9 protein-coding genes and 1 pseudogene are annotated in these 13,201 nt (G+C 73.2%); 4 read left to right on the forward strand and 6 right to left on the reverse strand.

Annotated features, from left to right (window positions below):
- Positions 1-359: 359 nt before the first annotated feature.
- Positions 360-2,321, forward strand: a pseudogene (metE, locus tag ACQP17_RS05700) (5-methyltetrahydropteroyltriglutamate--homocysteine S-methyltransferase); the annotation flags it as partial.
- Positions 2,322-2,451: 130 nt separating this feature from the next.
- On the opposite strand, the gene ACQP17_RS05705 reads toward metE, so the two are convergent.
- The gene (locus ACQP17_RS05705) at positions 2,452-3,477 is read right to left on the reverse strand and encodes a helix-turn-helix transcriptional regulator (protein WP_433855262.1); all 1,026 of its coding nucleotides are present in this window, start codon (positions 3,475-3,477) and stop codon (positions 2,452-2,454) included.
- A gap of 92 nt (positions 3,478-3,569) precedes the next feature.
- Here ACQP17_RS05705 and ACQP17_RS05710 point away from each other — a divergent pair, with 92 nt between their 5' ends.
- On the forward strand, positions 3,570-3,968 hold the full coding sequence (locus ACQP17_RS05710) for a VOC family protein (protein WP_433855263.1): 399 nt from the start codon (positions 3,570-3,572) through the stop codon (positions 3,966-3,968).
- Between the two features lie 45 nt (positions 3,969-4,013).
- Here the strand turns inward: ACQP17_RS05710 and thiI are convergent, their stop codons facing one another.
- Positions 4,014-5,324: a tRNA uracil 4-sulfurtransferase ThiI gene (thiI, locus tag ACQP17_RS05715; protein ID WP_433855264.1), complete on the reverse strand. Its 1,311-nt coding sequence runs from the start codon at positions 5,322-5,324 to the stop codon at positions 4,014-4,016.
- Between the two features lie 355 nt (positions 5,325-5,679).
- Here thiI and tsaD point away from each other — a divergent pair, with 355 nt between their 5' ends.
- Positions 5,680-6,750, forward strand: coding sequence for a tRNA (adenosine(37)-N6)-threonylcarbamoyltransferase complex transferase subunit TsaD (gene tsaD / locus ACQP17_RS05720; RefSeq protein ID WP_433855265.1), 1,071 nt, complete (start codon positions 5,680-5,682; stop codon positions 6,748-6,750).
- A gap of 84 nt (positions 6,751-6,834) precedes the next feature.
- On the opposite strand, the gene asnB is transcribed toward tsaD, so the two are convergent.
- The 3 genes from asnB to ACQP17_RS05735 form a co-directional block, all read right to left on the reverse strand.
- Positions 6,835-8,661 (reverse strand): asparagine synthase (glutamine-hydrolyzing), encoded by a 1,827-nt coding sequence (gene asnB / locus ACQP17_RS05725; protein WP_433855266.1) that lies wholly within the window; start codon positions 8,659-8,661, stop codon positions 6,835-6,837.
- Between the two features lie 15 nt (positions 8,662-8,676).
- Complete coding sequence (locus tag ACQP17_RS05730; RefSeq protein ID WP_433855267.1) at positions 8,677-10,008, reverse strand: MFS transporter; 1,332 nt, start codon at positions 10,006-10,008, stop codon at positions 8,677-8,679.
- A gap of 275 nt (positions 10,009-10,283) precedes the next feature.
- Positions 10,284-11,414 (reverse strand): PP2C family protein-serine/threonine phosphatase, encoded by a 1,131-nt coding sequence (locus ACQP17_RS05735; protein ID WP_433855268.1) that lies wholly within the window; start codon positions 11,412-11,414, stop codon positions 10,284-10,286.
- 316 nt (positions 11,415-11,730) lie between these two features.
- On the opposite strand from ACQP17_RS05735, the gene ACQP17_RS05740 reads away from it, so the two are divergent.
- The gene (locus ACQP17_RS05740; RefSeq protein WP_364876398.1) at positions 11,731-12,366 is read left to right on the forward strand and encodes an HNH endonuclease family protein; all 636 of its coding nucleotides are present in this window, start codon (positions 11,731-11,733) and stop codon (positions 12,364-12,366) included.
- A 177-nt stretch (positions 12,367-12,543) separates the two neighbouring features.
- On the opposite strand, the gene ACQP17_RS05745 is transcribed toward ACQP17_RS05740, so the two are convergent.
- Positions 12,544-13,032, reverse strand: coding sequence for a hypothetical protein (locus ACQP17_RS05745; protein WP_433855269.1), 489 nt, complete (start codon positions 13,030-13,032; stop codon positions 12,544-12,546).
- Positions 13,033-13,201: the final 169 nt, after the last annotated feature.

The raw sequence follows: 13,201 nt of genomic DNA on the forward strand, positions 1-13,201 counted from the left end.
GGCGGAGCAGCTCCGTCAGCCAGGCCGCCGAGGCGCTCACGCCCCGCTCGGCGGCCAGCCAGTCACCAAGCCGCCCCGCGTCCGGGTCCGGGCCTGCCGCGCGCATTCATCCAGCATTCGCGGGTGACCAAAGGCGGGCGACCCGGACGCGGGGTGGCACCCGGTGAGATCCCTCGCCGCGCCGTGTGAAGACGCGAGAAGCCCCGCTTGACACAGTGCGCCGGACAGGGCTTCGTCGTCTCACGGGCTCTCACACAGATCTCACGGACTGTGTGTCCTCCCCTCTCCGATGCGGCGCTGAATTGGACTTAGCGGCGCCGCGTAGACCACCGGAGACTGATGAGACAGTCTGTCGGACGTTCGACACCAACTACCACTACCTGGTGCCCGAGCTGGGTCCGGACACCGTGTTCACCGCCGACTCCGGCAAGCAGGTCGCGGAGCTGACGGAGGCCCTCACGCTCGGGCACACCGCCCGCCCGGTCCTCGTCGGGCCGGTCACCTACCTCCTGCTGGCCAAGCCCGCGCCGGGGGTGGCCGCGGACTTCGAGCCGCTGACCCTGCTCGACCGGCTGCTGCCGGTGTACGCCGAGGTCCTGGCCGACCTGCGGGCCGCGGGCGCCGAGTGGGTGCAGCTCGACGAACCGGCCCTGGTCCAGGACCGCACACCGGCCGAACTGAACGCCGCCGCCCGCGCCTGCCGTGAGCTGGGGAGCGCCACGGACCGGCCGAAGCTCCTGGTCGCCTCGTACTTCGGCCGGCTCGGCGACGCGCTGGGCGTCCTGGCCAAGGCGCCGGTCGAGGGCCTGGCCGTGGACTTCACCGAGTCGGGCGCGGCCAACCTCCAGGACCTCGCCGCGGTCGGCGGACTGCCGGGCAAGCGGCTGGTCGCGGGCGTCGTCAACGGCCGCAACGTCTGGATCAACGACTACGAGAAGTCGCTGTCCACCCTGGGCACGCTCCTCGGGCTCGCCGACCGCGTCGATGTCTCGGCCTCCTGCTCGCTGGTGCACGTACCGCTGGACGCCGCCGCCGAGCGCGACATCGACCCGCAGATCGCCCGCTGGCTGGCCTTCGCCCGGCAGAAGACGCGGGAGATCACCGTCCTGGCGCGCGGTCTGACCCAGGGCACCGGAGCCATCGCCGGTGAACTCGCCGCGAACCGCGCCGACCTGGCCTCCCGGGCCGGCTCCGCGCTGACCCACGACCCCGCGGTCCGAGCCCGTACCGCGGCCGTCACCGACGCCGACGGGCGTCGCTCCCAGCCGTACGCCGACCGGACCGCGGCCCAGCGCGCGCACCTGGGCCTGCCGCTGCTGCCCACGACGACGATCGGCTCGTTCCCGCAGACCACCGAGCTGCGCACGGCGCGGGCCGATCTGCGGGCCGGTCGGCTCGACACGGCCGGCTACGAGGACCGGATCAGGGACGAGATCCGCGAGGTCCTCTCCTTCCAGGAGAAGGCCGGGCTCGACGTGCTGGTGCACGGCGAGCCCGAACGCAACGACATGGTGCAGTACTTCGCCGAGCAGCTCACCGGCTACCTCGCCACCCAGCACGGCTGGGTGCAGTCCTACGGCACCCGCTACGTCCGACCGCCGGTGCTCGCCGGGGACATCTCCCGCCCCGAGCCGATGACGGTGCGCTGGACGACGTACGCCCAGTCGCTCACCGAGCGGCCCGTCAAGGGCATGCTCACCGGCCCGGTCACCATGCTCGCCTGGTCCTTCGTCCGCGACGACCAGCCGCTCGGCGACACCGCCCGCCAGGTGGCACTCGCACTGCGCGACGAGGTCAACGACCTGGAGACGTCGGGTACTTCGGTCATCCAGGTCGACGAGCCGGCACTGCGCGAGACCCTGCCCCTGCGCGCCGCCGAGCACACCGCCTACCTGGACTGGGCGACCGAGGCGTTCCGCCTCACCACCGGCGGGGTACGGCCGGACACCCAGATCCACACGCACATGTGCTACGCCGAGTTCGGCGACATCGTCGAGGCCATCGACGATCTCGACGCGGACGTCATCAGCCTGGAGGCCGCCCGCTCCCACATGCAGGTCGCCCGAGAACTCGCCGGACACGGCTACCCGCGCGAGGCCGGCCCCGGCGTCTACGACATCCACTCCCCCCGCGTCCCGAGCGCCGAGGAAGCCGCCGCCCTGCTGCGCAAGGGGCTTGAGGCCATCCCCGCCGAGCGCCTGTGGGTCAACCCCGACTGCGGCCTGAAGACCCGCGCCTGGCCCGAGACCCGGGCCGCCCTGGAGAACCTCGTCACCGCCGCCCGCCGACTCCGCGACGAACTGGCCAACGAGGGTTCCTGACCCGGCAGTTGATCCCGTCATGATTCCGGGCCGGGCACTTCGGTGTCCGGCCCGTGCCGTGCCGTGCCGTGCCAGGACAGTCCGGCCGCAGGCGGGTGCCCGTACCTGCGCATGCAGGCCGGGTGCCCGTTCATGACGCGGGTGCGTCGCCGGCGGGGGCGGTGGCGTGGGACGCGAGGCGGCCGGCGAGCGCGACCACGAGGTGACGCAACTCCTCGGGCCGCTCGATGACGAAGGGCCGGTCGAGGGCGGCGAGCACCGGCGGCAGCCAGTCGAGCCGCTCGGCCCGTAGGTCCACGCGCAGCCAGCGCTCGTCCGCCCGGCCCTCGTCGGCCCGGTCCTCGTCGGCCACCGGCTCGTGCTCCGTCAGGCGCGCGACAGCGGCGGGAAGATGGACACGTATCTGCTCCACCGTCCCCTGGATGCGCAGCGTCACCTCGTGCCGGTACGCGGCCGTGGCGAACCCGGAGAGCACGCGCTGCGCCGGGTCGGGGCCCGCGGGCTCCTCGAACGTGCCCGGCAGGGCCCTCGCGTCCGCGATGCGGTCGAGCCGGAGGGTGCGGTCCTCGCCGATCCCGGGGTCCGTGCCCGTGACGTACCACCGGCCGGAATGGGCGACGATCCCGTAGGCGTGCAAGGTGCGTTCGGTGCGCCGGCCCTCGCGGTCGGTGTACCGGAGGGAGACGGGCCGGCGGTGGCGTACCGCGTCGGCGAGGGTGAGCAGGACCCCGGAGTCCGGGGCGGCGCACTCGCCGGGCCGCTCGGTGAAGGCGAGCGAGTCCAGGAGGGTGCCGAGCCGGTGCGCGAGGTGCGCGGGCAGCACCCGCCGGATCTTGGCGGACGCCGTCTCGCCCGCCGTGTGCCCGGTGGTGGTCAGCCCCGCGCGGCGGCCGGCGACCAGGCCGAGCAGCACCGCCAGCGCCTCGTCGTCGCTGAGCATGAGCGGAGGCAGGCGGTACCCGGGGGCGAGCCGGTATCCGCCGTACCGGCCGCGTACCGACTCCACGGGCACGTCGAGGTCGAGCAGATGGTCGACGTAGCGCCGCACGGTACGGCCGTCGACGCCGAGACGGTCGGCGAGTTCGGCCACCGTGCGGGTGCCGCCCGACTGCAGCAGCTCCAGGAGTGTCAGCACGCGGCCGGCGGGACGGGACATGTCCCCAGCCTAGGAGAAATAGCGGACCGATTCTGTCCGCTATTTCTCCTAACGTGCTCGGCACAGCGACTTCAGCAGCCCAGGAGAGCACCATGAACTTCGTCTCGATTCGCATCATCACCGGCGACGTCCCGCGCCTCGTCGCGTTCTACGAGCGCGCCACAGGGGTGCGGGCGGAGTGGGCCACCGAGGACTTCGCCGAGCTCAGGACGCCCCGCGCCACCCTCGCGATCGCCGGCACCCGCACCGTGCCGCTGTTCGCCCCGGGCTCCGCCCACCCGGCGGACAACCGCAGTGTGATCACCGAGTTCCTGGTCGACGACGTGGACCGGGTGTACCGGGACCTGTCCGGCGTCGTCGGCGACGTCGTCGCCGAGCCCACCACGATGCCCTGGGGCAACCGGTCGCTGCTGTTCCGCGACCCGGACGGCAACCTCGTCAACTTCTTCACGCCCATGACCCCGGCGGCCGTCGAGAAGTTCGCGAGCTGACGCCGCGCCCCGGGCGGTCGCGCACCTCGCCGGAGGCCGGGAGGGTCAGGGGGCCGGACAGGACTCCCGCGGCGCGGGGAGGCCGGTGGTGACCGGCGGGCCGTCCTCCGCGTCCTCGTCGCCGGGACGCATGCACTGGGCCTTGCGGACCAGCTCCGCCATGAGGTCATCCATCTCAAGTCGCCGTTCCACGCGCTCCATTCGGGGCAGGTGCGCCGCGGTGGAGACCCGCTCGGGGGCGAGCAGCTTGCAGCAGTCCTCGTCGGGCAGGACGGAGATCTCCGCGGTGCCTATCCGGTGGGCCTCGTCGATGATCTCCTGCTTGTCCCAGCCCACCAGCGGGCGCAGCACGGGCAGCGTGGCCGCCTCGTCGACCGCGGCCATGTTGGCCAGCGTCTGGCTCGCGACCTGCCCGAGGCTGTCGCCCGTCACCAGCGCCGCGGCGCCGGCCTCGCGGGCCAGCGCGCTCGCGGCCCGGACCATCAGCCGCCGCTGGGCGACGACCTGGAGCCTTCCGGCCCCCGCGATGGCGAGCTGCTTCTGGGCGTGGCCGAGGGCGATGACGTGCAGCCGCCCGGCGGGCTGGTAGCGGTTCAGCTCCCGGGCGAGCGCGTAGGCCTTGTAGACGGAGGAGGCGTCGGTGTACGGAGCGCCGGTGAAGTGGACGAAGTCGCACGCCAGGCCGCGGCGCATGGCCCGGTACGCCGCCACCGGCGAGTCATAGCCCCCGGAGAGCAGCACCAGCGCGCGCCCGCTGGACCCGACGGGCAGGCCTCTCTGGCCGGGGTGGCGCACCCAGGTGAGATAGGTCCCCGGCCGGTCGATCTCGACGTGGAGGGTGACGTCCGGGGCGGTGAGGTTCACGGGCAGGCCGAGCGCCCGCCGGATGTGGGCCCCGACCTGCGCCTCGAAACGGGAGGACGTCAGCGGGAAGGTCTTGTCGCGCCGGCGCACCCGGACGGCGAAGCTGACACCCGGACGCCCGTCCGCGACGGCGGCCAGCGCCTCCACCGCCTCGGACGTGATGGCCTCGACGGTGCTCGGGACCCGGACGGCGGGCTGCACCGAGTGGAACCCGAAGACCCTGCGGGCGCGCTCCACCAGCTCCGCCACGGGCGCCTCGCCCCCGAGGACGGTGACGCTGCGCGCGTCCTGAATCCAGGTGGAGCCCCCGATGCCGCGCAGTGCGCCGCGCAGATTGTTCCGCAGCAGCTGCTCGAACCGGTCCCGGTTCCGTCCGCGCAGGAAGACCTCGCCGTGCTTGAGCAGGACGCACGGCAACCGGGCGGCGTCGGCGGCTTCTTTGGAGGGCACCGGTATGCCCTCCGGCGTGGCGGTGTCCGGGTGGTGGGGCACAGGGCTCTCCTTCGTCGAGTCGCGGCACGGGGTCGGTCCGCGGCACGGGGCGGTCCGCAGCGGGCACGACGGGCGCAGCCCGCACGAGCGTGTCCGGTGGAGCAGCGGCGCGTGCGGCCGGGTCCGCCCCGGATCGCCACCGGGTGCCCTCTCGCGCGGCCCCTTCCGGCGGACGGGGCGCACCCACTGCGCGTCCAGGGTAGGCAGGGCCCGCTCCCGCCCCGCTCCCGGGGTTCACCCGGCCCGACCGCCCGCCACCCCCGCTCCGACCCCCGCCTCCCCCTCTTGTTGCATACACTTCGCAAGAACAAAAACTAGGCAATTAGCCTGGTCGCAGCGTGCGAGGAGGAACGTCATGCGGGAAGCGCCGGTGGTGCTGGGCATCGAGTCGTCCTGTGACGAGACGGGTGCGGGGCTGGTGCGGGGCGGCCGGCTGCTGGGGCACGCGGTGGCGTCGAGCATGGACGAGCACGCCCGGTTCGGCGGGGTGGTGCCGGAGATCGCGGCCCGCGCCCATGTCCACTCGTTCACCCCGGTCGTCCACCGGGCGCTGGCGGAGGCCGGGCTGCGGATGTCCGACATCGGGGCGGTCGCGGTGACCACCGGGCCGGGACTCTCCGGCGCGCTCCAGGTCGGACTGGCCGGCGCGAAGAGCCTGGCGTACACGCTGGACGTCCCGCTGTACGGGGTGCACCACCTGGCCGGGCATGTCGCCGCCGACACCCTGGCGCACGGCCCGCTGCCCGCTCCCTGTGTGGTGCTGATCGTCTCCGGCGGTCACACCTCGCTGCTGCTCGTCCGCGATCTGGCCCGCGATCCGCTGGTGCATCTCGGCGACACCCTGGACGACGCGGCGGGCGAGTGCTTCGACAAGGTCGCGCGGGTCTTCGGACTGCCGTATCCCGGCGGGCCGGCCGTCGACCGGGCGGCCCGCGAGGGCGACGCCCGCGCCGTCGCCTTCCCCCGGCCGCTCACCGGTCCGCGCGATGATCCGTACGCCTTCTCCTTCTCCGGGCTGAAGACGGCCGCGGCGCGGTGGGCGGAGCGGCATCGGGGCGAGGTGCTGCCGGTGGCCGACGGTGCCGCCGCGTTGCAGGAGGCGATCGCCGACGTCCTGACCCGCAAGGCGGTCGCCGCCTGCACCGCACACGGTGTCGGCACCCTCGTCGTGGTCGGTGGGGTGGCCGCCAACTCCCGGGTCCGGGCGCTGGCGGAGGAGCGGTGTGCGGCGGCCGGCCTCACGCTGCGCGTCCCGCCGCTGAAGCTGTGCACCGACAACGGCGCGATGATCGCCGCCATCGGGGACCTGCTGGCCCGGTCGGGCGCCGAGCCCGCGCCGCTCGATGTCTCGATCGACCCGTCGGCTCCGCTGGAGTACGCGGCGCTGCACCCGGTCGCCCGACCCCTCGCGGCGCGGACCGCCTGACGGACGGAAGCGTCCCGCCCGCCCCCGTGGACCGACGACCTCCGTGCCCGCCGGGGCCCCGGAGGCCACCGTCAACGCGGCCTCTCAGAGGGCGAGTTCGGGCCGGTGATGGTCCAGCCACAGCGCCAGGTCCACGACGCGTTCCAGGCGGAGGCGGTGGCCCCACTCCAGGCGGTCCGGCGGGGTGTCGAGGCAGGGCGTGAGGCGGGACTCGTCGGCCAGGGCCCGGACCTGGCCGACGGACAGGGCGTCGCGGGCCAGGGCCTGCAGACCGCGGTTGTAGTCGGGGTGATGGGTGGCGGGGTAGTGGTTCTTGGGCCGGTGCAGCACGGAGTCGGGGGCCAGTCCGGCACCGGCGGCGCGCAGCAGGCTCTTCTCCCGGCCGTCGAAGCTCTTCAGCGCCCAGGGCGTGGCGAAGGCGTACTCGACGAGACGGTGATCGCAGTAGGGGACGCGGACCTCCAGGCCCTGGGCCATGCTCAGCCGGTCCTTGCGGTGCAGCAGCTGGCGCAGCCAGCGGGTCAGGGACAGGTGCTGCATCTCGCGCTGCCGGTGCTCGGTGGGGGTTTCGCCGTCGCGGTGCGGTACGGCGGCCAGTGCGCTGTCGTAGGTGTCCCGGCGGAACTCCGGCATGTGCAGGCCGAGTTCCGGGTTCAGCGGCATCGCGGCCTCGTCGCCGGTGACGAGCAGCCAGGGGAAGGTGTCCGCGCCGAGCGCCTTCGGGGAGTGGAACCAGGGGTAGCCGCCGAAGACCTCGTCCGCCGCCTCGCCGGACAGCGCCACGGTGGAGTGCTTGCGGATCTCGCCGAAGAGCAGGTACAGGGAGGTGTCCATGTCGCCGACGCCGATCGGTGAGTCCCGTGCCGCGACGACCGCCTTGCGGTGCTCCAGGTCAAGGAGGGCGCGCGGGTCCAGGACGACCGTGTCGTGGTCGGTGCCGAGGAAGGCGCCTGCCTCGATGGCGTACGGGGTGTCGTGGCCGGTGCGCAGCACATCGCCGGTGAACCGCTCGGCCTGGTCGCTGTAGTCGACGGCGTAGGAGCGCAGGCGGGCGTCCGGGCCTTCGCGCAGCCGGAGTTCGTCGGCGAGCAGCCCGGTCAGGACCGTGGAGTCGATGCCGCCGGAGAGCAGGCTGCACAGCGGGACATCGGCCTCCAGCTGACTGCGGGCGGCCGCGTCGACCAGCCCGCGGACCCGCTCGACGGCCGTGTCCCGGTCGTCGTCGTGCAGGCTGTCGGCCAGCTGCCAGTAGCGGCGTTCCCGGACACCGTCGCGGTCCAGGACGAGCAGGCCGCCGGGCTCCACCTCCCGCACCCCCGACCACACCGTCGGCCCGGTGTTGAAGAGCAGGCTGTAGGCCTCCCGGAGCCCGTCGGCGTCCACCCGTGGCCGTATCTCCGGGTGGGCGAAGAGGGCCTTCGGCTCGGAGCCGAAGGCCAGGCCGCCGTCGACGGCGGCCCAGAACAGCGGCTTGACCCCGAGGCGGTCACGTACCAGCAGCAGCCGCTGTGCCCGCTCGTCCCACACCGCGAAGGCGAACATGCCCTCCAGGTGGTCGGCGAGGTCCTCGCCCCACTCGGCGTACGCGCGCAGCACCACCTCGGTGTCACTGCGGGTACGGAAGACGTGTCCCCGGCCGCGGAGTTCGGCCCGCAGCGCGTGGTGGTTGTAGACCTCTCCGCTGTAGCTGAGGACGAGGGCCGGCCGGTCGGGGCGGTCGGTCATCGGCTGTGCGCCGCCGGCCGGGTCGATGACGGCCAGGCGGCGGTGGCCGAGCGCGGCGTGCGCGCCGAGCCACACGCCTCCCGCGTCGGGGCCGCGCGGGGTGAGCGTGGCGGTCATGGCCTCGATGACCGCCCGCTGGGTGCGGGCGTCGTGCGGGAAGGACGCCCAGCCGGTGATTCCGCACATGCGGGTGACTCCTGGTCAGTCGTGCGCGGCGGGCGCCGCGTCGGTGGTCTTCGCCGGCAGCGGTGCGGGCCTTCCGCCGGTCGCGAGCAGGGGGACGGCGAGCGCGGCGACGGTCGCGGCCAGTACGAGCCCGGCCCGGACGCCCTCGCCGGGGCCGCTGAGCCCCCGGACGGCGGTGGCCAGGGCGGGGCCGAGGGTGAAGCCGAGACTGCGGGCGCACTGCACCGTGGCCCCGACGGTCGCGGCCCGGTCCGGTGGGGCGGCGCCCATGACCAGGGCCTGGGTGGGACCGCCGTTCAGGCCCAGCCCGACGCCGGCCAGCGCCAGCCGCCAGGCCACGTCCGGCGGGGACCAGCCGTCGCCCAGCGGGATCAGCAGGAGCAGGCCTGCCGTGGTGAGGGCGGCGCCGGTGACCGCGACCGGCCGGGCGCCGTACCGGTCGGCGATCCGCCCGCCGAGCGGCCCGGCCAGCCCCATGCCGAGCGGGAAGGCGAGCACGGTCAGCCCGGTCGTCGTGGCGCTGACCCCGTCGTCGCGCTGGAGGTGCAGCGCGACCACGTAGTACATGGCGGCGAATCCGGCGGCGAGCGCCAGCACCGCGCCGTGGGCCCGGAACAGCCCCGCGGCCCGCAGGACGCCGGCCACCGGACGGCCGCCGGGTCCGCGCAGCCACCACCAGAGCGCCCCGAGCGCCGCCGGGGCGAGCGCCAGCCACAACGGACGGTCCGCCGCCAGGGTCAGCGCCAGCAGCAGGACCGCGCCGCCCGAGCCCACCAGCAGGGCGTCCGCCACCGACCGCCGGTCGGGCCGGCGCGGCCCGCCGTCCCGCGGCATCGCCCGCCAGGCCAGGAGGAGGGCGAGCAGACAGAACGGAATCTTCACCAGGAAGACCGACCGCCAGCCCAGGTGGTCCAGCAGCAGACCGCCCACGGCGGGCCCGGCCACCGCCCCCAGCGGCCCCAGCGTGGCCGGTACGCTCATCGCGCGTCCCCGCAGCTCCGGCCGCACGGACCGCATCGCGAGCACCGGCATCAGCACGAACAGCACCGCCCCGCAGGCCCCCTGCAGCAGGCGCGCGGCGATCAGCCAGCCCATCCAGGGCGCCGCGGCCGCCAGCGCGCTGCACAGTCCGAAGCCGCAGGTCGCGGTCAGCACGGCGGTCCGCAGCCCCACCCCGTCGAGCCACCGCCCGACCGGCAGCAGCAGCGCCACCACGGACAGTTGGTATCCCAGCACCGCCCACTGGGCCGTGGCGACGGACACCCGCAGGCCGTCGGCGATCTCCGCCAGCGCCACATTGACGATGTTCATGTCGAGCATCGCCACGAACGCCAGCAGCCCTGCCACGGCCACCAGCGACCAGCGGTCTTCCGCACCTGCCGCGGCTATGTGACCGGGCCGCCCCCCACGGGCCCCATGGTCCCTCGCCTTCCCTCGCACCCCTCGCCCTCCCCCTCACCGTCACGAGCCGGCTGCCGGGCGGCAGCCTCGCCTCATGAGTCGAGGGGAGTCCGCGGTGAGTTCCCGCCCCTGCCCGGAAAAGTTCGCCGCGGGCGGTCGCCCGGACGGCCTGCCCCGCCTCCACGGCCGCGCCGGCCCGGACGGTGAGGAGCCCTGCCCCGTCAGCTCATCGAGGCGTCGTGACCGGCTCCCCCGTGATCGACACTCCCGTGATCGGCGGACCGGGTGACCGCCAGGACCGCCATGTCGTCGTCGCGTGGACCGCCGGTCCACCGTTCCACGTCACGCACCAATGCCTCGATCGCCTCGGCGGGTTGCGGAAAGGGCCCCTTCCCGCGGAGCCGGATCACCGGGTCGTAGAAATTCCCCGCACGATTGCGGGCTTCCGTCACGCCGTCGGTGACGAGCAGGAGCGTGCCGCCGACCGGAAACGGCCATTCCTGCAGCGTGGCCTCCGGACCGCCCAGGACACTCATTCCCAACGGCAGGCCCGGATCGTTCGTTTCCAGCGCCACCACCGTGTCCCCGGCGAGCAGGTAGGGCGCGGGGTGGCCGCAATTCAGCAGTCGCACGCAATCGGAGCCGGGCGGGATCTCGCCGACCACCGCGGTGACGAATCCCTCCAGTTGCACGGTCTCGTCACGCAGCGAAGCCTCCTTGATCAAGGCCCGTTCCAGGCGCGCGGTCAATGCCACGAGATCGGGTTCCTGATCCGCCGCCTCCCGGAAAGCGCCCAACAACACGGACACCGCGTCGACGGCGCCCAGGCCCTTTCCTCGCACGTCGGCAATCAGAAGCCTGGCGCCGTACGCCGTGTCCCGAACGGCATAGGCATCCCCGCCGATCAACGCCTCGACCTGCGCGGCGTCATAGACAGCGGCGATGGCCAGGGCACCGATGTGCGCCGGGGGCGGGGGCAGCACAGCACGTTGAGCGACCTCCGCGACCGAACGCACCAATTCCAGACGGCGCCCATGGTGCGCGACCACGCGGTTCACCCAGATGCCGACAAGGGCGGCGAAGAAGGTGTTGAAGACCAGAAGCGGGCCGATCGTCTCGTGCAGATAACCGTCCCCGAACAACAGCGGAACATCGACCAGAAGGAGGGCCGCCGCGATCGCGATCGTGTGCCGGAGCGAAAGCATCGCCCCCGCCACGACAACGGCGGCTCCCAAGAGATTGTCGCCCCAGAAGTACTGCGGATAATAGACGTTCCAGACCGTCCCCATCACCACCAGCGCGCTGGGGACGAGGGGAACGTACCAGGGCCACTTCGTGGAGAACGGGTCCATCTGCGTCTTGACTCCGCATCCGACCGATAACAGTGCTTCGTCACTGGATAACAGTGCTTCGTCACTGTAGGGCTCCCCCACGGAGCAAGTCCGGGGTGCCGCACCTGCGCCCGATCCACGGTGGTCCGGACGGACGCATATCCCCCGCAATTCCGGCAACGCGGCGGCATCGCAATCCCTCTGACGGCCCAACATCCCCACGTTCGGGTAATGGCCAGGGAATGTTGTTGTCATGTTCCATCCACGCGCGTAGCGTCCGCGCGCCCCCTGCGGTTTCCTGAAGTGTCTCTCCACCCCCCACACTTCTGGAGACCTCATGCGTCATGCCGTCCTCGGCCTGTCCGCCGCTTCGCTCGCCTTCCTCGGCTTCACCGCCGCTCCCGCCCTCGCCGACCCGCCGGCGCCACCCGGCAAGTCGACCGCGCAGACCGAACTCGCCGCTCTCAAGGTCGCCACCCCGGGCTCCATGGACGGCTACGCCCGCGACAAGTTCGACATCTGGGCCAAGCAGTCCGACGGTTGCACCACCCGCCAGGACGTGCTGGCCCGCGACGGCAAGGACGTCGTCGACGAGTCCGCCAAGAAGTGCCAGCCGGCCAGCGGCAAGTGGTACTCCGCCTACGACAACACCACGGTGACCTCGGTGGCCCAGGCGACCATCGACCACATGGTCCCGCTCGCCGAGGCCTGGCGCTCGGGCGCGGCCCACTGGACCGCCGACCAGCGCAAGGCGTTCGGCAACGACCTGAAGGACCCCCAGCTCCTGATCGCCTCGGAGTCCTCCAACAGCTCCAAGAGCGACAGCGGCCCGGCCGACTGGAAGCCCACCAACCACACCTTCTGGTGCACCTACGCCGAGGACTACACCCACGTGAAGTCCGTCTGGAAGCTGACCACCACCGCCAAGGAGAAGTCCGCCCTGACGTCCATGCTCAACACCTGCACCAAGTAACCGCGCACAAAGTTCGGCGCCCGGTGTTTCCCTCCCGGATCCGCGGGCACACGCATGACAGTCCCCGGCTGGTCTCCCCCGTCCAGCCGGGGACTTCCGCCTTCCGGCACGGGTCCGGGCCCGCGCCGGCCCCGGGCGCCGGCGCGGGCCCGAAGGGCCGCCGGCGCCCGGTCGCGATCAGGAGCAGGGCTTGTAGAAGTGCTTCCAGCCGTCACCGGGCATGGCCGGCGGCTCGCCCGTGGAGCCGAACGCCCGGTACCTCACCTGGAGTTCGTAGCTGTAACTCCCCGGTCCGCCGCCCGGCTTCGTCAGGCGCACGTCCCGGTCCAGCTGCCCGTCACCGGCGTTGTTGAGGATCGCGAGGTCCGGGTAGGCATCGCCGCCGTAGTTGGCGATCCGCAGCTGCCGCGCCTCGCCGAGGTCGCCGAGGTCGGAGTGCCGGGCCGCGGCGGAGCCGAGGTTCGCCCGCTTGAGGGGGCCGGGCCGGTACTGCGCGATGCGCGCCGCGGCGGGGTCGTCCCCGTCGGCCGGCTTGACGACGTTGACGACCGTCTCCAGGGTGCCGTCGCGCTGGAAGTCGGCGACCGCGGCGGTCGTGACCTCCCCCTTCTTCGCGCCGAGCAGTGTGTCGTGGCTGCGAGATGAGATGCCGTCAGCACCCTGCACGTTGACGCCCCCTCGCTGCATTACACAACCCTGATGTGCGACCGGGCGCGTGCACGGACCCACGAGCGCGACCACCGGACGGGCGACGGGCAGGCTCCACCACGGCGGCCGGGTCCTCGGGGGCTGTGGGCAGCCTGTCGGCGGCGGCCGGTGCCCTGTCGGCGGGATG

This window comes from Streptomyces kronopolitis, from assembly GCF_050953795.1.
GTDB lineage: Bacteria > Actinomycetota > Actinomycetes > Streptomycetales > Streptomycetaceae > Streptomyces > Streptomyces kronopolitis_A.